Here is a 15,178-nt window from a genome sequence, read left to right on the forward strand (position 1 = left end):
CGCCCAGCCCCGAAACCGCTCTGGACACAAACAGCAATACCGTTACAAATCATTAACTTAGGTGTGTTTTTCAATTCAGCGCATTACTGGTACAGATCCTGCTCTTCCCCTCGCACCCCCGGCGTTCAGATTCGCCCGGGGCGTATCTAGATGAACCTGCATAGCACCGTCTCACAACTAGAAGAGAAAAATAATGACATCTGCACTCAAGACCTTTGTTCCGGGCGCCTTGGCCCTGCTGCTGCTCCTGCCCACCGCCCTTCAGGCCAAAGAAGCCGAAACCCAACAGAAACTGGCCAACGTGGTGATCCTGGCCACCGGCGGCACCATTGCCGGCGCTGGCGCCAGCGCCGCCAACAGCGCAACCTATCAAGCAGCGAAAGTCGGCATTGAACAGTTGATCGCCGGCGTTCCTGAACTGAGCCAACTGGCTAACGTTCGCGGCGAACAGGTCATGCAAATCGCCTCCGAAAGCATCACCAACGAAAACCTGCTGCAACTGGGTCGCCGCGTAGCCGAGCTGGCCGACAGCAAAGACGTCGATGGCATCGTGATCACCCACGGCACCGACACCCTGGAAGAAACGGCGTACTTCCTCAACCTGGTGGAAAAAACCGAGAAGCCGATCATCGTCGTAGGCTCCATGCGCCCAGGCACCGCGATGTCCGCCGATGGCATGCTGAACCTGTACAACGCGGTGGCCGTGGCCAGCAGCAAAGACGCGCGAGGCAAAGGCGTGCTGGTGACCATGAATGATGAAATCCAGTCGGGTCGCGACGTCAGCAAAATGATCAACATCAAGACCGAAGCGTTTAAAAGCGCCTGGGGTCCGCTGGGCATGGTGGTAGAAGGCAAATCCTACTGGTACCGCCTGCCAGCCAAGCGTCACACCATGGATTCCGAATTCGACATCAAGACCATCAAGAGCCTGCCTGACGTCGAGATCGCCTATTCCTATGGCAACGTCAGCGACACCGCCTACAAGGCCCTGGCTCAGTCCGGCGCCAAAGCCATCATCCACGCCGGCACCGGCAATGGCTCGGTATCGTCGCGAGTGGTGCCCGCCCTGCAAGCCCTGCGCAAGGATGGCGTGCAGATCATTCGTTCCTCCCATGTCAACGCCGGCGGTTTTGTACTGCGCAACGCCGAACAGCCTGACGATAAATACGACTGGGTCGTGGCCAACGACCTGAATCCGCAAAAAGCCCGGGTCCTGGCGATGGTCGCGTTGACCAAAACCAATGACAGCAAAGAGCTGCAACGGATGTTCTGGGAATACTGATTCGCCCTCGCCCGACCGGATCCGGTCGGGCACCCCGTGCGCCATTCGCCAGCCTTGGCGAGTGGCTGCCGCGGATCTTACAAAAAAAATCCCTTCGCCTTACGCCAAACGGAACAAATCGCTGTCAGAGGATTTTCTTGGTTTTTAAGCAGTTGCGAAATGGCCTACAGTTAAATACTGTATGCACGTACAGCTTAATAAGGATAATTCCGTGGACACCACCTCAGCCTCTCCCGACACCTATGTACGCATGGGCCTGCGCGTTCAGAAAATCATCAACTCCCCCACCGCACAAAAAGCCAGGGCAGCGTTGATCTTCCGCCTTCCCGACGAGCCGGTGGATGAATGGGAACGCTTACTGGAAGAAATAGACGAAAACGACAACGTCACCCTCGCCTATCGCGACGATGGCGGTGTGCAGATTTTCTGGGTTGTGCCGAAGGAAGATTGAGTCGATGAGTGTTCGCTGGTTTGCTTTGCTGTTTCTGTTTTTTGTCATGGGGGCGCAAGCCGACGCGCCGCGCACTTTTACCGAAGCGAAAAAGGTCGCCTGGAAACTCTACGCGCCCCAGTCCACCGAGTTTTACTGTGGCTGCAAGTACACCGGTAACCGGGTGGACCTTGCAGCCTGCGGTTATGTGCCACGTAAAAATGCCAAACGCGCATCCCGCATCGAGTGGGAGCATATTGTTCCGGCCTGGCAAATCGGCCATCAACGCCAGTGCTGGCAAGAGGGCGGTCGCAAGAACTGCACCCGCTACGACCCGGTTTACCAGAAGGCCGAGGCTGATTTGCACAACCTGGTGCCCAGCATTGGCGAAGTCAATGGCGATCGCAGCAACTTCAGCTTTGGCTGGCTGCCCGAGCAGTCGGGGCAATATGGTTCCTGCCTGACCCAGGTCGACTTCAAGGCCAAGAAAGTCATGCCCCGCCCTTCCATTCGCGGCATGATCGCCCGGACCTACTTCTACATGAGCAAGCAGTATGGCTTGCGCCTGTCGAAACAGGATCGACAACTGTACGAAGCCTGGGACAAGACCTATCCGGTACAGGCCTGGGAACGCCAACGCAATCAGAGCGTGGGGTGCGTCATGGGGCGCGGCAACGAGTTCGTCGGCCCGGTAGACATGAAGGCCTGCGGCTGAATCCAGGACGGGACACTGAAACAAAAAAAGGCCCCGGTGCTAAACGCCCGAGGCCTTTTTTGTTTCTTCAACGTCTGCGCTACGTTATTGAGCGGCTGGACGCTCAAGCACCAGCAATTCGATGTTCTGTTTCTTCGAGCGAGTGAGCGCCGCGCGAACTTCATCCTGTTTGGCTTCGGCTTCGGCTTTCGAATTGAATGGCCCCACCAGGATTCGGGTATTGCCATTCTCCTTGACGACACTGGACATGAAACTGTGCTCGATCAGCCAGCCACTCAGATCACTGACCGCCTGAGGGGTTTCACCTCGCACTTCAAGATCCCATTGCGGACCGGACACTGGCGCGGGTACGGCAGCCATGGCCGGCTTGGGCTTCGGCGCATCCACACGACTGCCTTCGCCACATCCCGCCAGTGCCAATATCGCGATGATCAAAACCATTTTGCGCACGACGCTTCCCTCCAAATGCATAAAGCGGCGATTTTAACACCCATGAATACTTCACGAGTGCCGTAAAATGGGCTCAAAACAACGAGATTGATGATTGCGGCCTCTGTATAGTTACGTCTTGGGAATTAATGCCGCATCTGCGCGTCAGAAAGAGGCACCCAAACCACGAGACTTCGCACTAATCTATACATACCACCGACCTCTGCACTGTCCGAATCAGGTGCCCCACAAAGCAATCAAGGAGAAGACCATGCTGATACTCACCCGCAAAGTCGGTGAAAGCATAAACATTGGTGATGACATTACGATCACCATCCTGGGCGTAAGCGGCCAGCAAGTCAGGATCGGCATCAACGCTCCGAAGGACGTTGCAGTGCATCGTGAAGAAATTTACCAGCGCATTCAGGCCGGCCTGACCGCCCCGGAAAAGCCGCAATCCTGAATCCCGTTGCAGTCAGTAGCCAGCCCGTTCAGTCCGGAATCACGGCTGGCTAAAGATTCAGCACTCCATCGCCCCGTGCTTTCGCCCCCACTCAACCCCCAAGGGTCGATACTAGCGGCAAGCTCCACTCCTTTGCTGTCAGACTTTTCTGGTTTACCCCAGGGAAGGATGCGTTCACTGCGCAGTCAACCAAGCATCACGCCTCGCGCCATACCAGTCGCTGCCACCACCATCAGCAACACCAGCAGCGCCTCGATATGACTGATCCGTGCAAACAGCTTCGCACGGCCGGTATCGATCGCCACTTTACGGGCAAGCGCTATCCGCCATTTGATCAGCGTCACCATCGGCGCAATCTCCAGCAACAAGATCAGGACGAACAGCGTCATCTTCAGATGAAACAGCGGCTGATGCAGGTAATAGTCCGCGCCCTTCTCGTACCCGCCAAAGGCTCGCACCCCGCCACTGATCAATAAAACGACAGCTGAAATACCCCAGATATTGTCCGCCATCAAAACACTGCGCACCTCTGTGGCGCCATCTGCCAAACGCCGAAAAGCCGTACCTCGAACCAATACCGCCCAGAATCCCAAGGCAAATGCCAGAAGATGAACCGCCGCCAGAAACCATTGAGTCAGCATCGAGAAACTCCTGCCAGGTCGAAGTTGTATGAGCCTGTCAGTAGTAGCCCATGAAGTGGCTGCGTGCACGCCATCCGCAGACAATGCCCGGAACACAATATGACAGACCTACTAGACTCCACTGCGCCGGTATTGAGCGTCCATGGCAGTACCCGCCCCAACAGCAACTCACTCTCACCCCATTGAACTGAGTAAACAAAATCATGTGTAAATCATGTGATTCAAGCTCTGCTTCAAACACAACAGGCCGTCGTCGTTTTCTTCAATTTGCCGGATTGAGCGCAGGCGCCCTGCTGCTGACCGGCACACTGCCCGGCAAGATCATCCAGGCAGCTGAAAAAGCGTCAGCCCCACCCAAACCTCAAAACGTAATCAGTCCCGACTTGGCGTTGAAAAGACTGATGGAGGGCAATGCACGATATGTAGGCGGCACTTCCACGACGCACGATTTCAAGGCAGAGCGAGAGGCCTTGGTGTCCGGCCAAAATCCGTTCGTGGCCGTGCTGAGTTGCTCTGACTCGAGGATCGCCCCGGAATATGCGTTCGACACCGCGCGCGGCGATCTTTTCTCCATCCGCGTCGCGGGCAACTTCGTTACGCCGGAAGGCTTGGCCAGTCTTGAATACGGGGTTGCCGTACTGGGCGCCCCGCTGATTCTCGTACTCGGACATGAGAGTTGCGGTGCCATCGAGGCCGGTATCAAGGCGGTCAAGGATCAGACTATTTTTCCCGGTCATATCCCGAAACTGACTGACGCACTCAAGTCGGCAGTCGAGGCAGTACTCAAGCAGCCCGGGAACTTGATGGAAAACGCCACCGCGCAAAACGTCAAAAATTCGGTCAACAGCCTGAAACAGGCCTCGCCATTGCTGACTGATGCGCAGAGTAAAGGCGCGCTCAAGATCGTGGGCGGTATCTATCGCCTGGCGAGCGGCAAGGTGGAGTTGATCGCCTGATCCGCAATGCCACGCCCCCAGCATCGGTGCATGACCCCGCATGCAAAGAGCCCAGCGCGACGGCTGGGCTCTGGTTATCTTCGGTTTTGCATCATTTTATCCGCGAGGACTCTGGCCCTCTCGATCAACAGGTTCTGCCTGTCCTCGTGAGTAGCCTCGCCCACTATCGGGGCAGTCAGATTGCTTTCGGCAATCAATGCAGCGCAGAAATATCGATCCCAGACAGCCGTGTCCACAGGTGCCTGCTTGCTCATTTGATCGGCGTTCATAGGCGGCTCCTTTTGATAAGGTCGCCTTGCTAGTTTACGCCTGAATAACAAAAAATCCGGACCATCATTCACAGGTACCCGCCATTCGTCGCCTACCGGAACACAACGAGGAATTCGCCCGTATCCGTGGCTTGAGGCTTGCTAAGATCGCCCGTAGCAGCGCCGGAACGACAGGATTCTGACGCCGCAGCCATTCAATCAATGCTTAAGGACGCCAGCGATACGCTTGGTCAGTCACCGGGAGATGTAACGTGTCAACGCTCAACGAAATCGCAATGAACCACGCGAGAATGGCCAAGGAAAAAGCAGGAAAGTCGACCGAACTGAGCGAGCGCCACCTCCAGATCGTAGGGAACTTCGAAGTACCGTCCATTGAAGTACAACAGAACATCCCAATGCACCTGATCGCGGGAGCACAGGAAGGCCACCACGGCCTTGCAGCGACCTTTGCCCTCTGACGCCTACTGAGGCTGGCGACGATCTGAACGATTACCTGGCAATCACTGGTGGCCCGGTATCCGCTCAGCAATCGTCGCGCGTGCATCAACGTTCACGTTGTCCAGCGTGAACGAGCCAGATACTTTGTGAACACCCTGAAGAAATCCAGGACAACAAAAAGGGCCCACCTTTCGGTGAGCCCTTCCAGGCCGCCCATCAGAGGGGACTTTGTCGGGTACGCGCGATGGCCAATGGGTTGAAAGCTAAAAGTTATTTCGCGACATACTTCGCGCCGTGCGGGTCGTCAAGTTTTGCCTGCAATATCCCCCACTCGCGCTGAATGATCGAGTAAGGAATAAAGATGCTGATCCTCTCAGCCCCCTTTACGCCGGAGTGATTGCTCACATCGTTCAGGGTGGTTGAATAGAAACCAATATTGATGCCGACAATACAGCCGTCACTTGTGATGACCGGCCCACCCGACATGCCCTTGATCAGTGGGGCATCATGGATGGCATAGAGATCACCGCTGTGTTCGGCGGTATTGACGAAAGGCGTTTGATATACCTTGCCCTTCCCGGAAGTGGTCATGAGGTAAGGACTCGCCCCAACGGCAGTTATGCTCTCGCCCACACGCGGTGCGCGCCATGACGGGTAGCGGCCGTTGGCCTTGTGCAGGATGAAGACGAGATCACAACCTGTGCTGCAGCTGTACTTCACGTTGGGGATGAACGGAGTGTGACGGGTGGTTACGGCGTAGTCATCGTTCCACTGCACGGCCGAGGCCATGTATAGATACGGTGCAGGAAAGCCCGAGTAGACTGAAAAATATGAATCACTCGCAGATCCCGAAAAGTCGGGTTTTACGATGCCGTTGCATCCTGCAGTTACAGCTCCAATTAAAAAGTAGGCCATGATCTTGATCATGATATACCACCGACTTAATAGGGAGAATGTGACTGTTTTTTGTTGTCAATATTTTGTCTTTTATCGGGTTGCAATACTCCTCGCCGCCTGTTCTAGTTTGACGCTTTCTTACTTATGGCTGAGTTTGTAATGGGCCGTATGAATAAATCGCGCTAAGACCAATCGCTTTTCTAACAACTTTAAAAGTTCAAATATTTGGCGCCTGAAAAACGTTAAAGACGAGAATAAAAATCAAGAGTTGCTATAGACTCCCTCGCTAATGGCGCCAACGGTCATGGGAAGTAGCACCTACCTGAATCATTCGCCATGCCCGTTACCCACAAAAGCAACAAGAAGGCTGAAGGCAATCCAGTTGTCCTGCACTACAGCGGCGCCGTAACTCACTAACGAAACTCAATGACTGCCGACGGATCAGCACCCATCCTTTTTTTCTCTCCCGTTAAGCCCGCCCATACGGGGTTTGTTCGCCTGCTACCTACAGTTCGCCTGCTACCTACAGTGTGCGCACCTCTTGGGCTACGCTTTTTTTGTGCATGGAGGAAGCGCGATGCCAGAATGTCTTATCGCCGCCCCGCTCAATCCTTCCGACGAAGATTTTATTGCCTTCGATGAAGTTGCTGCCTGGATCGACCAGCGCGGCTATAAGTGTGTATCTGATCGCATCAACAGGCCGATGCTACAAACTTGAGTATTTAACAACCCCCAACGCCTGCCTTCTAACAATCTGACGATTATCAAATTAACTCGCATGGAATGTGTAGTGTTTGACTTACTAACAAGCAGCGGGGAACGTGTTATTGGCAACGAGGAAATCCTTATGAAGTTAAATAAGGAGCCTTATAATTACAAAGGATTGTCCATGCGCCACAGTAGACTGCAAGCGAAATCCAAGAAGTTCACTAAAGGCGACAACCTCCTCCGTTCAGTAAGAAGCCGTGGTTACTGCTTGATCATGTGCATTAATCATCACTTGAATGGCGTTTACCCTGACCAGTTGCTGGCCATTCAGTAATCCATCTGAAACACACCAGGCCGGGCAAGCGGTAATGACTTTACCCAGAGCAGCGCCAAGTGTCCCGAACACAACCCTGAAAAAAATTGACATTGAGCCTGCCGGTGAACGGCAGGCGATAAATCGCTATGAGGGCCACGCTACGTGAGGTTGTCGGTGAATGCCTGCGGTCGCCACTGGCGTCACCGCGCCTGATCCACTACAAGCCCGGGGCGCCGCGCACGCCTACGACCACGTACCGGCCGGCGAGCGCCCCACTTTTCATGAGATCCGAGCCCTGGGGACATGGCTGTACGAACGGAAGAAATTCCCACAGGAGTCCTTCCAAGCGTTGACGGGGCATGCAGATGAGAAGGTGACGAAGCACTATCAGGAGGGGCACGACGAAAAGAAGATCGAGTATGTGGAGTTGGGCGCCAAGTTGGCGTTTTGAGTGGGGGGGGGTGCAAATTGCAGACAACAAAAAAGGGCCCACCTTTCGGTGAGCCCTTCCAGACCGCCCAGCAGAGCGGATTTTGTTTGGTAGGCGCGATTGGACTCGAACCAACGCCCCCCACCATGTCAAGGTGACCGGTAAACAGTCATAACGCTTTGATCTATAAGAGAAAATAAGACTTTTTCAACCCCCTCAAAACCGCCACATCTCCCTATAAGAATCAATAACTTAGCGTTGTATATTCCTACAGTAGTGCCACCTTTCTGCGGCGTTCTGTCGACCTACACCCCAAGCCCACAGGCCGCCCCTGCTACGCTGAAAACTCCAAGGAGAATTCGCGATGCCAAACTCTGACCTGCTCCCTTCCCTGCTCTTCAAGATCATTGAAAACCAACTCGCCCTGGAACAGTCATCATGGAGCTTTCGAACTGGGTCGAGCAGCGCGGGTCGGCCTATGTCGCCGATAACGTACGCTGCTCCCTAGAAGCCATCGACAAGAATGAGGAGTTCATCAAGATGACGCTCGCGGTGATGATGGCGCCGGAGTGACTGCAATAGATTAATGGAGTCCAGTAAGTATGACCCGTTCTCGCTCGTCACAGGCTCAAAAAGACCTCGCCAATATTCTCGGTATAAAGATAACCAAAGACACGGTCGATGTAGCTGCTGCACGCCTCTTAGATCATGTGGCCGCCGCCATCAGGCATGAACCAGCCGAGCCATCGGCGACATGCAAAGGGCCTATGGGGGAGTGCCCACAGGTCATAATTGATCAACAAGCGGCTGCGCTAATCACAGATTGGTTGATCCAAATTTATGCACCGTCAAATACCTGTTGACCTGACTGATTCGTACCAACAAACTTTCTTTCCTTGGGTATTTCTATAGGTTTGTCTGATGCGTAAATCATTCACTGTCGTTGCATTAAGCCTTCTTGTATCGCAGTACTCCCTCGCTGGCGAAGCCACCAACACAGCTATCGGTGGCGGTGTCGGTGGAGCCCTTGGAAGCGTCGTCGGTCAGGCTGTGGGGGGTAGCACCGGCGCTGCGATCGGAGCCGGCGTAGGTGGCGCAGCTGGGGGCGCAATGACCGCGAAGAGTGGCAACAAGACCGAATCAGCCATCGGCGGCGGGCTCGGTGCAGCGGGTGGTCAGGTAATCGGCAACAGTGTTGGTGGTTCCACTGGTGGCCTGATCGGCGCTGGACTGGGCGGCGCAGCAGGTGGTGCTATCGGCAACAATCTGGCCAACGATAACGATCACGATAACGACCACTACGACCACAAGCATAAAAAGAAGTACAAGAACAAACATAAACACAAACATGACGACTGATCTCGGATTCCGAGATTGAGCAATTGGAAGCTTTGTTTCAAAAGGGAGTGGACGTGGCTCTCTCCCTTTTGGTCGTATTTCAAACTGGGCACTCATTGGTGCGCCTTTCTGCACTGACGAAACGCCATGCAGGGAAATCCCTTATTCTTCATCCTGCCCTCCAGCGGCAGCTCAATCTGCGCCGGCAGCGCCACAAACGACCATTACACCTCCCCCCTATCAGCGCCTTCCACTGAAGTAAATTTCACCTGGTCTTTAATAGAACGTGGACCAATCTATAAATATTTTTGTGACAATTATTTAACTTCCCACCCACTTCTCGCCGATGTTTAACTCCCCCGGAGGAGAGGGTTATCGGGACGGTAGTTCATGGAGAGATTCCCTTCCCTCAATGATGTCTCATGACTTGCCCCGAACTGCTCTCCAGCAGATCGGGGATTTTTTCCTGCCTCCGGCGTTCTGCCGACCGCATACAATTCCTACCTCGAAAAACCTTCATGCACTTGTTCGCAAGTCAATCCCCGGGTTCGGGCTTGGTCGGCAATTGCAGCCAGGTCGCCCGTTCTCTGGTCAGCGCGCTTGAACACGTTGGCAAGCACCATTGCGGCGTGGGTAGCTGTCTGGCTTGCGGCGGCAGTACAGGAATTGCCGCTGGCTTCACTGGCTGCGAGTCGACGGGCAAGGTTGTCGGCGACGAGCTGCACGCCGTCAGCAGCAGCGCGAGCGGCAGCAGCATCAGCCATTGCTTGATCGATGTTTCGTTGCCCATCTTGAGCCGCCTTGTTGATTGATTGTTGGTAGGCCTGCTCTTTGGTGCGCTCGGTGGCCTCATTGAGTGCCCTCGCCTCGGCGTCCCGGGTGTCGCGGTCATTCCATTCTGACTGCCACTTTTCATCCGTGACCGTCACGCCGTGGTGATAGGCGCCGAACAGCGCCTGCTTTCAGGTAGGTCGTCATGCTCAGTCCTCCTACTCCGGCAGATCGACCGTTTGTCCGGCTAGCGCGTGGGTGCAATCGCCCAGGAACTGGATACGGCCATCGGTGACGAACGAATGACATACACGCTCCGTACGCCACTCCTTGAATTCTTCAATGGCGTCAGGGTTAGCCGGATACCTGACTAAGATCGAAGGCGTGAACGTCGGACTTTCCGCACTACCATTCCAGCCCCAGCGTGGACCGGTCCCGGCGCCATGCTGAATGGCATGTGCGCCATCGCAGCCAGGACACCAGAACGTCAGACCATTGTCATTGCTGTCTCTCAGAACTTTCGATAGGCGACCCATGGCACATCCTTGAAGAACACATGGTGACCGAGCGCCAGCGTCTGCTTGGCACCTTTCACCCAGGCCGGCGGCTTGGGCATGGTGGTCGCGTAGTTATGGGTGGCACCACCGGTGGGATCCGGCACCTTTCCATCGATCACCTGGTCAGCGGCGATCCGTGCCTGCGCCAACTCGCGGAACGGAATCGGCTTCGCGCCACTCAGGGAGGCGAAGTTCGGGTCGTTCCTGTTCCAGCAGCTGAACTGGTAAGGCTTCTGGCACACGCCGACATAGCCCTCCCCCCACCACGATTTGTCCTTGCCGTCTTTCACGCGGTTGCGGATAGTCCAAGCCACGGCGATCTGGCCGGCCAAGGATTCGCCGCGGGCCTCGCCCCACAACGTGCGGGCGAGGATATCGCGGTCTTTTTCTGTGACGGTCATGCTTTTCTCCAGACGTAAAAAACCCGCTCAGGGCGGGCTTATGGCGGGTCAATAGCAGCTACTGCTGCCGTGTGCTTGGCATTCGCTTTCAGAGGAAAACGAATGTAATCGTTCTTGGGCGAATTTTTGACGCCTGAAATCAATCGCTGGATATCCTGGAGCTCCTAGCTACCATCAGGGAATGGCTGGTACGGACCTAAGGAAAAATATGAGCATCGCACCTAAGAACGGATGGAAGTGGGCCTACAAAAAACTACTTGCCTTAGGCTGCTCGCGCTGGACAGCAGCCTATAGAGCGACGATTTATTCCGTCCGAGGCGATACAGGATCGTTTTATGTCGATCGCAGCTGGGAGAAGATCCGCCTTCGACGCGAATAGCGCCGGCGTTCGGGGGGATCTGCAGCGGTTGCTGCGATGTGAAGGACATTCCTTTTTTTCAGGCAAAAAAATCCCGCTCGATGGCGGGTGCGTTTGGATCTATTGATTCAGGCTTCGACGGTAGGCTCTTCACCAGATGGAGACGCCTCGACGGGAATCTCAGAAACGCTCACGGAGTCAGGGGGCGGTACCAGGATGTGCAAGGTGATCATGTGCTTCAGGTCGTATGGCAGACCGTCCTTTGTTACAGTCACCATTAGTTCCCCATCGGTAAAAACGGTCTCGACATCAGCACGGTTATCGACCTGATTGACCGTTAAGCCCCAGCCCTCGTCGACGGGGGGGAAAGGCACCATGCCCAGGCACCCGATAACTTTGTAAACGCCCTTCGAGATTCGCGAAGAAGACACTGGAGTGTCGCCCTGAGTAACAAAGTCGTAAGTGGCGCCAGTAGGGCCCAGAATGTTGATCGCAGCTCTTGTCATAATCAGATCGCCTTCAATGTGCCGTCAGCGGCGCGCGTGGTGTTGCCGTCGTGGTAGTTCTTGCGCCAAGCAGAAAAACCAGCTGCACCAGACAGACAACGAAATCCCATTTCCGAAGTAGCGTAATCAACAGCGATTTGGCCGCCGTAGTTAGCGCCACCGCTAAACAATGCCGATAACTCGATAAGCGCCCCAAACCCTGTACCAAACGTCGGGCGCCCCTGCGTTGTGCTTGCGTATCGATAGAAACCAGTAGAATAAATTTCTACGCCCGAAGCATCACTCAAGAGTGGTAGCCCAGGATTGAATTGGGTCCCCACACCGAATCCGCCAACTGGCATTGCATTGCCGGCGGCAGTGCCGAGATTTACGTTGGATGCAGTGCCAAGTAATGCCTGGCGCGCGTACAACTCAACAAAATTGCTCTCGGTTTTAGCAAATGCACTCCGCGGCGTATCCCCGCCGACTCCGCTCGGTGAAGTACCGAGCAGTATCGTCTGCTTAGCCATTTGATCGTCCTCAATTTTAAGTGAAAGCCCGCACTGGGGCGGGATGCAAACGTTGGTTTAAACACTGATCCTGGCGAATACCGCAGGCATGAAAAATGCGAACGGGTTACTAAAGCCGTCGGTCAAGGCGTACAGCACGCCGGCATTAAAGTCCCACAGTGTTTTAACACTGCGCCCGGAACCCGAACCCGTCAGCATGTTCATGCCGAAAGGATTAATCAGCAGGTATTCGTTTTCTGGAAAGTTAAACGGCACACTGTAAAAATTACGCGAGCTGCCCGTTGCCGTAATTTCATAGCGCAAATAGTTCCAGTTCTGGAACGACCGGGTAAACAGCGCCGTCGGCGTGCCCGAATCAAACAACAGCTTGCTCGTCCCATCCCATAGGCGAAAACCGAACTGTGACACCGGTTGCGTGCCGAACGTGGCGGCGAAGTAGCGCCCGTTCGGTTGGTTGGTGTTGTCGTCATAGGCCCGCACATAAAACCCGGTCCAGTTTCCGGCCGAGCCGATCACCTGCATGGACGCCAGCCCGGCGATGCCGCCGGTGTCGGGCCGGCAGAACACTAGCGGCGGCTCAGCACAGGTAATCACCCGGGGAAAGTACGTGGTTGTGGACCTCGAGCAAAACACCATCAAGGTGTCACCCGGGAAAACGCAGAACTACGGAAAGCCCGTGCACCTGGAGATTGTCATGGGCCAGGCACTGCGGGACGTGGTGTTGGAGTGTATGAAGTCGCCGGTCGTCTGCCCGTACCTCATCCACTACTCGCCGAAGGCGCGCAAACGCACCCAGTTGGACGCCAAGCTACACTGGAACGCGGTGACGGCGGACTACCTGACCAAATCATTTGCCCAGGCTCGGGACGATTCGAAGGCCTATGAGGACATGCCAGCCGGCGAGCGCCCCACTTTCCACGAGATCCGCGCTCTCGGCGCCTGGATTTATGAGCAACAGGGCTTCGAGCAGGAATACATCCAAGGTTTGATGGGGCACGCCGACGTGAAGATGACCGAGCACTACCAGGCGGGGCACGGTGATGAAGCGGTGGTTTACATGAAGGTGAAAGCCGACCTGAAGGTATAGCGCGGTGGTCGTTTGCCCAAAGTATTCCCAAAGTTTGCTCAAACACCAGACAACAAAAAAGGGCCCACCTTTCGGTGAGCCCTTCTAGACCGCCCAGCAGAGCGGATTTTGTTTGGTAGGCGCGATTGGACTCGAACCAACGACCCCCACCATGTCAAGGTGGTGCTCTAACCAACTGAGCTACGTGCCTGCTGTGAGGCGGCATTCTACGGAATTCCGGAGGGGTGTCAACACCTTTTTTCGCGCTAACCCTATGAATATGCAAAATATTTAATTTTGCCGGGACAAAGAAGATTTTTCGGGTGCTGGCGGGCGATTTTCAACTCGGGTAGGATCAACGCACTCGTAAAATATATTAAACAGAGGCTGCCGGATGGCTAACACTCCCTACCCAGAATCCTATTACGCCGCATCGGCCAATGCGGTTCCGCCGCGCCCGGCGTTGCAGGATGACGTGGAGACCGATGTCTGTGTGATTGGCGCCGGTTATACGGGGCTGTCCGCTGCCCTGTTTCTGCTGGAGAACGGTTTCAAGGTCACCGTGCTCGAGGCTGCCAGAGTGGGTTTCGGGGCGTCCGGGCGTAATGGCGGCCAGATCGTTAACAGCTATAGCCGCGATATCGATGTCATCGAGCGCACGGTCGGTCCCAAGCAGGCCCAGTTGCTGGGGCAGATGGCGTTCGAGGGTGGACGAATCATTCGTGATCGGGTCACCAGGTACAACATCCAGTGCGACTTGAAGGACGGTGGCGTGTTCGCCGCGATGACCGCCAAGCAGATGGGCCATCTCGAATCCCAGAAGCGCCTGTGGGAGCGTTTCGGGCACACCCAGCTTGAGTTGATGGATCAACGCCGCATCCGCGAAGTGGTGGCTTGCGATCAATACGTCGGCGGGATGCTCGACATGAGTGGCGGCCACATCCATCCGCTTAACCTGGCGCTGGGTGAAGCGGCGGCGGTCGAGTCCCTGGGCGGGACGATCTATGAGCAGTCGCCGGCCATACGCATCGAGCGCGGCGCCAGCCCGGTAGTGCATACGCCGCAGGGTAAGGTCCGGGCCAAATTCATCATCGTCGCCGGCAACGCTTATCTGGGCAATCTGGTGCCGGAACTGGCCGCCAAGTCGATGCCTTGCGGAACGCAGGTGATTACCACCGAGCCATTGGGCGAAGAACTGGCCAAGACCCTGCTGCCCCAGGATTACTGTGTCGAAGACTGCAATTACCTGCTCGACTACTACCGCCTGAGCGGCGACAAGCGTCTGATTTTCGGTGGTGGCGTGGTGTATGGCGCGCGGGATCCGGCGAACATCGAAGCGATCATCCGGCCGAAGATGCTCAAGGCCTTCCCGCAGCTCAAGGACGTGAAGATCGATTACGCGTGGACGGGCAACTTCCTGCTGACCCTGTCGCGCCTGCCCCAGGTCGGACGCCTGGGCGACAACATCTACTATTCCCAGGGCTGCAGCGGCCATGGCGTGACCTACACGCACCTGGCGGGCAAGGTGCTGGCCGAAGCCCTGCGCGGCCAGGCCGAGCGTTTTGACGCCTTTGCCGACCTGCCCCACTACCCGTTCCCCGGCGGCCAGTTGCTGCGCACACCGTTTGCGGCATTGGGTGCGTGGTATTACGGATTGCGGGACAAGTTCGGGTACTAAGCGACACGCAATACATTGTA

20 protein-coding genes, 1 tRNA gene and 2 pseudogenes are annotated in these 15,178 nt (G+C 55.6%); 12 read left to right on the forward strand and 11 right to left on the reverse strand.

Annotation, left to right across the window (positions count from 1 at the left end; genetic code table 11):
- The first annotated feature begins 193 nt into the window (after positions 1 to 193).
- From KGB20_RS04675 to KGB20_RS04685, 3 genes are all read left to right on the forward strand, one after another.
- Complete coding sequence (locus tag KGB20_RS04675; protein WP_057715549.1) at positions 194 to 1,282, forward strand: asparaginase; 1,089 nt, start codon at positions 194 to 196, stop codon at positions 1,280 to 1,282.
- 181 nt (positions 1,283 to 1,463) lie between these two features.
- On the forward strand, positions 1,464 to 1,733 hold the full coding sequence (locus KGB20_RS04680) for a DUF1654 domain-containing protein (protein ID WP_046041595.1): 270 nt from the start codon (positions 1,464 to 1,466) through the stop codon (positions 1,731 to 1,733).
- 4 nt (positions 1,734 to 1,737) lie between these two features.
- Positions 1,738 to 2,427 (forward strand): endonuclease, encoded by a 690-nt coding sequence (locus KGB20_RS04685; protein ID WP_154860599.1) that lies wholly within the window; start codon positions 1,738 to 1,740, stop codon positions 2,425 to 2,427.
- An 84-nt stretch (positions 2,428 to 2,511) separates the two neighbouring features.
- On the opposite strand, the gene KGB20_RS04690 is transcribed toward KGB20_RS04685, so the two are convergent.
- Complete coding sequence (locus KGB20_RS04690; RefSeq protein WP_150812522.1) at positions 2,512 to 2,877, reverse strand: SPOR domain-containing protein; 366 nt, start codon at positions 2,875 to 2,877, stop codon at positions 2,512 to 2,514.
- A gap of 250 nt (positions 2,878 to 3,127) precedes the next feature.
- Between KGB20_RS04690 and csrA the strand changes: the two genes are divergently transcribed.
- On the forward strand, positions 3,128 to 3,319 hold the full coding sequence (gene csrA, locus KGB20_RS04695; RefSeq protein ID WP_007975691.1) for a carbon storage regulator CsrA: 192 nt from the start codon (positions 3,128 to 3,130) through the stop codon (positions 3,317 to 3,319).
- A gap of 185 nt (positions 3,320 to 3,504) precedes the next feature.
- Here the strand turns inward: csrA and KGB20_RS04700 are convergent, their stop codons facing one another.
- Positions 3,505 to 3,960 carry a DUF2214 family protein gene (locus KGB20_RS04700; RefSeq protein WP_150812521.1) on the reverse strand — a complete coding sequence of 152 codons (456 nt, stop codon included), beginning with the start codon at positions 3,958 to 3,960 and terminating at the stop codon, positions 3,505 to 3,507.
- A gap of 203 nt (positions 3,961 to 4,163) precedes the next feature.
- Between KGB20_RS04700 and KGB20_RS04705 the strand changes: the two genes are divergently transcribed.
- On the forward strand, positions 4,164 to 4,916 hold the full coding sequence (locus KGB20_RS04705) for a carbonic anhydrase (protein WP_154860600.1): 753 nt from the start codon (positions 4,164 to 4,166) through the stop codon (positions 4,914 to 4,916).
- Positions 4,917 to 4,990: 74 nt separating this feature from the next.
- On the opposite strand, the gene KGB20_RS04710 is transcribed toward KGB20_RS04705, so the two are convergent.
- The gene (locus tag KGB20_RS04710; RefSeq protein ID WP_056722222.1) at positions 4,991 to 5,185 is read right to left on the reverse strand and encodes a hypothetical protein; all 195 of its coding nucleotides are present in this window, start codon (positions 5,183 to 5,185) and stop codon (positions 4,991 to 4,993) included.
- 251 nt (positions 5,186 to 5,436) lie between these two features.
- Here KGB20_RS04710 and KGB20_RS04715 point away from each other — a divergent pair, with 251 nt between their 5' ends.
- On the forward strand, positions 5,437 to 5,643 hold the full coding sequence (locus tag KGB20_RS04715) for a hypothetical protein (RefSeq protein ID WP_150812519.1): 207 nt from the start codon (positions 5,437 to 5,439) through the stop codon (positions 5,641 to 5,643).
- A 250-nt stretch (positions 5,644 to 5,893) separates the two neighbouring features.
- Here KGB20_RS04715 and KGB20_RS04720 read toward each other — a convergent pair whose 3' ends face one another.
- Entirely contained in the window at positions 5,894 to 6,550 is a 657-nt protein-coding gene (locus tag KGB20_RS04720) for a trypsin-like peptidase domain-containing protein (RefSeq protein WP_150812518.1), read from the reverse strand.
- A 547-nt stretch (positions 6,551 to 7,097) separates the two neighbouring features.
- On the opposite strand from KGB20_RS04720, the gene KGB20_RS04725 reads away from it, so the two are divergent.
- The 4 genes and pseudogenes from KGB20_RS04725 to KGB20_RS04740 all read left to right on the forward strand — a co-directional run bounded on the left by KGB20_RS04725 (position 7,098) and on the right by KGB20_RS04740 (position 9,333).
- Positions 7,098 to 7,238: a hypothetical protein gene (locus KGB20_RS04725; RefSeq protein ID WP_159389615.1), complete on the forward strand. Its 141-nt coding sequence runs from the start codon at positions 7,098 to 7,100 to the stop codon at positions 7,236 to 7,238.
- Between the two features lie 484 nt (positions 7,239 to 7,722).
- Complete coding sequence (locus KGB20_RS04730; RefSeq protein ID WP_223473717.1) at positions 7,723 to 7,995, forward strand: integrase; 273 nt, start codon at positions 7,723 to 7,725, stop codon at positions 7,993 to 7,995.
- A gap of 343 nt (positions 7,996 to 8,338) precedes the next feature.
- Positions 8,339 to 8,547: pseudogene (locus tag KGB20_RS04735) on the forward strand (hypothetical protein).
- A 348-nt stretch (positions 8,548 to 8,895) separates the two neighbouring features.
- The gene (locus KGB20_RS04740) at positions 8,896 to 9,333 is read left to right on the forward strand and encodes a glycine zipper domain-containing protein (RefSeq protein ID WP_150812517.1); all 438 of its coding nucleotides are present in this window, start codon (positions 8,896 to 8,898) and stop codon (positions 9,331 to 9,333) included.
- A gap of 479 nt (positions 9,334 to 9,812) precedes the next feature.
- Here the strand turns inward: KGB20_RS04740 and KGB20_RS04745 are convergent, their stop codons facing one another.
- The 6 genes and pseudogenes from KGB20_RS04745 to KGB20_RS04770 all read right to left on the reverse strand — a co-directional run.
- On the reverse strand, positions 9,813 to 10,265 hold the full coding sequence (locus tag KGB20_RS04745; RefSeq protein ID WP_154910095.1) for a DUF2514 family protein: 453 nt from the start codon (positions 10,263 to 10,265) through the stop codon (positions 9,813 to 9,815).
- A 36-nt stretch (positions 10,266 to 10,301) separates the two neighbouring features.
- The gene (locus tag KGB20_RS04750) at positions 10,302 to 10,619 is read right to left on the reverse strand and encodes a DUF6527 family protein (protein ID WP_154910094.1); all 318 of its coding nucleotides are present in this window, start codon (positions 10,617 to 10,619) and stop codon (positions 10,302 to 10,304) included.
- Positions 10,595 to 11,041 (reverse strand): cell wall hydrolase, encoded by a 447-nt coding sequence (locus tag KGB20_RS04755; protein WP_154910093.1) that lies wholly within the window; start codon positions 11,039 to 11,041, stop codon positions 10,595 to 10,597. The genes KGB20_RS04750 and KGB20_RS04755 overlap by 25 nt, the downstream gene beginning before the upstream one ends.
- A 486-nt stretch (positions 11,042 to 11,527) precedes the next feature.
- Positions 11,528 to 11,905, reverse strand: a complete 378-nt coding sequence (locus KGB20_RS04760) for a hypothetical protein (RefSeq protein WP_154910092.1) — start codon at positions 11,903 to 11,905, stop codon at positions 11,528 to 11,530.
- A 2-nt stretch (positions 11,906 to 11,907) separates the two neighbouring features.
- A complete protein-coding gene (locus KGB20_RS04765; protein WP_154910091.1) occupies positions 11,908 to 12,414 on the reverse strand; it encodes a hypothetical protein in 507 nt (168 codons plus the stop codon).
- A 57-nt stretch (positions 12,415 to 12,471) separates the two neighbouring features.
- Positions 12,472 to 13,029, reverse strand: a pseudogene (locus tag KGB20_RS04770) (hypothetical protein); the annotation flags it as partial.
- Here KGB20_RS04770 and KGB20_RS04775 point away from each other — a divergent pair.
- Positions 12,953 to 13,501, forward strand: a complete 549-nt coding sequence (locus KGB20_RS04775) for a tyrosine-type recombinase/integrase (protein WP_223518142.1) — start codon at positions 12,953 to 12,955, stop codon at positions 13,499 to 13,501. The pseudogene KGB20_RS04770 and the gene KGB20_RS04775 sit on opposite strands and share 77 nt — an antisense overlap.
- A gap of 113 nt (positions 13,502 to 13,614) precedes the next feature.
- Here KGB20_RS04775 and KGB20_RS04780 read toward each other — a convergent pair.
- A tRNA-Val gene (locus KGB20_RS04780) sits at positions 13,615 to 13,691 on the reverse strand.
- Between the two features lie 183 nt (positions 13,692 to 13,874).
- Between KGB20_RS04780 and KGB20_RS04785 the strand changes: the two genes are divergently transcribed.
- Entirely contained in the window at positions 13,875 to 15,158 is a 1,284-nt protein-coding gene (locus tag KGB20_RS04785; RefSeq protein WP_154860604.1) for an NAD(P)/FAD-dependent oxidoreductase, read from the forward strand.
- The last annotated feature ends 20 nt before the right edge of the window (positions 15,159 to 15,178 follow it).

The sequence above is a fragment of the Pseudomonas sp. BF-R-30 genome (assembly GCF_019956175.1).
In the GTDB taxonomy this organism is placed as follows: Bacteria; Pseudomonadota; Gammaproteobacteria; order Pseudomonadales; family Pseudomonadaceae; genus Aquipseudomonas; species Aquipseudomonas jessenii.

Bases quoted from the DNA above. Each gene is read 5' to 3' on its own strand.
- KGB20_RS04730 (WP_223473717.1), top strand. From the start codon at position 7,723: ATGCCTGCGGTCGCCACTGGCGTCACCGCGCCTGATCCACTACAAGCC.
- KGB20_RS04750 (WP_154910094.1), bottom strand. From the start codon at position 10,619: ATGGGTCGCCTATCGAAAGTTCTGAGAGACAGCAATGACAATGGTCTG.
- KGB20_RS04740 (WP_150812517.1), top strand. From the start codon at position 8,896: ATGCGTAAATCATTCACTGTCGTTGCATTAAGCCTTCTTGTATCGCAG.
- csrA (WP_007975691.1), top strand. From the start codon at position 3,128: ATGCTGATACTCACCCGCAAAGTCGGTGAAAGCATAAACATTGGTGAT.
- KGB20_RS04785 (WP_154860604.1), top strand. From the start codon at position 13,875: ATGGCTAACACTCCCTACCCAGAATCCTATTACGCCGCATCGGCCAAT.
- KGB20_RS04725 (WP_159389615.1), top strand. From the start codon at position 7,098: ATGCCAGAATGTCTTATCGCCGCCCCGCTCAATCCTTCCGACGAAGAT.
- KGB20_RS04710 (WP_056722222.1), bottom strand. From the start codon at position 5,185: ATGAACGCCGATCAAATGAGCAAGCAGGCACCTGTGGACACGGCTGTC.
- KGB20_RS04765 (WP_154910091.1), bottom strand. From the start codon at position 12,414: ATGGCTAAGCAGACGATACTGCTCGGTACTTCACCGAGCGGAGTCGGC.
- KGB20_RS04705 (WP_154860600.1), top strand. From the start codon at position 4,164: ATGTGTAAATCATGTGATTCAAGCTCTGCTTCAAACACAACAGGCCGT.
- KGB20_RS04680 (WP_046041595.1), top strand. From the start codon at position 1,464: ATGCACGTACAGCTTAATAAGGATAATTCCGTGGACACCACCTCAGCC.
- KGB20_RS04685 (WP_154860599.1), top strand. From the start codon at position 1,738: ATGAGTGTTCGCTGGTTTGCTTTGCTGTTTCTGTTTTTTGTCATGGGG.
- KGB20_RS04775 (WP_223518142.1), top strand. From the start codon at position 12,953: ATGCCGCCGGTGTCGGGCCGGCAGAACACTAGCGGCGGCTCAGCACAG.
- KGB20_RS04760 (WP_154910092.1), bottom strand. From the start codon at position 11,905: ATGACAAGAGCTGCGATCAACATTCTGGGCCCTACTGGCGCCACTTAC.
- KGB20_RS04755 (WP_154910093.1), bottom strand. From the start codon at position 11,041: ATGACCGTCACAGAAAAAGACCGCGATATCCTCGCCCGCACGTTGTGG.
- KGB20_RS04700 (WP_150812521.1), bottom strand. From the start codon at position 3,960: ATGCTGACTCAATGGTTTCTGGCGGCGGTTCATCTTCTGGCATTTGCC.
- KGB20_RS04675 (WP_057715549.1), top strand. From the start codon at position 194: ATGACATCTGCACTCAAGACCTTTGTTCCGGGCGCCTTGGCCCTGCTG.
- KGB20_RS04720 (WP_150812518.1), bottom strand. From the start codon at position 6,550: ATGATCAAGATCATGGCCTACTTTTTAATTGGAGCTGTAACTGCAGGA.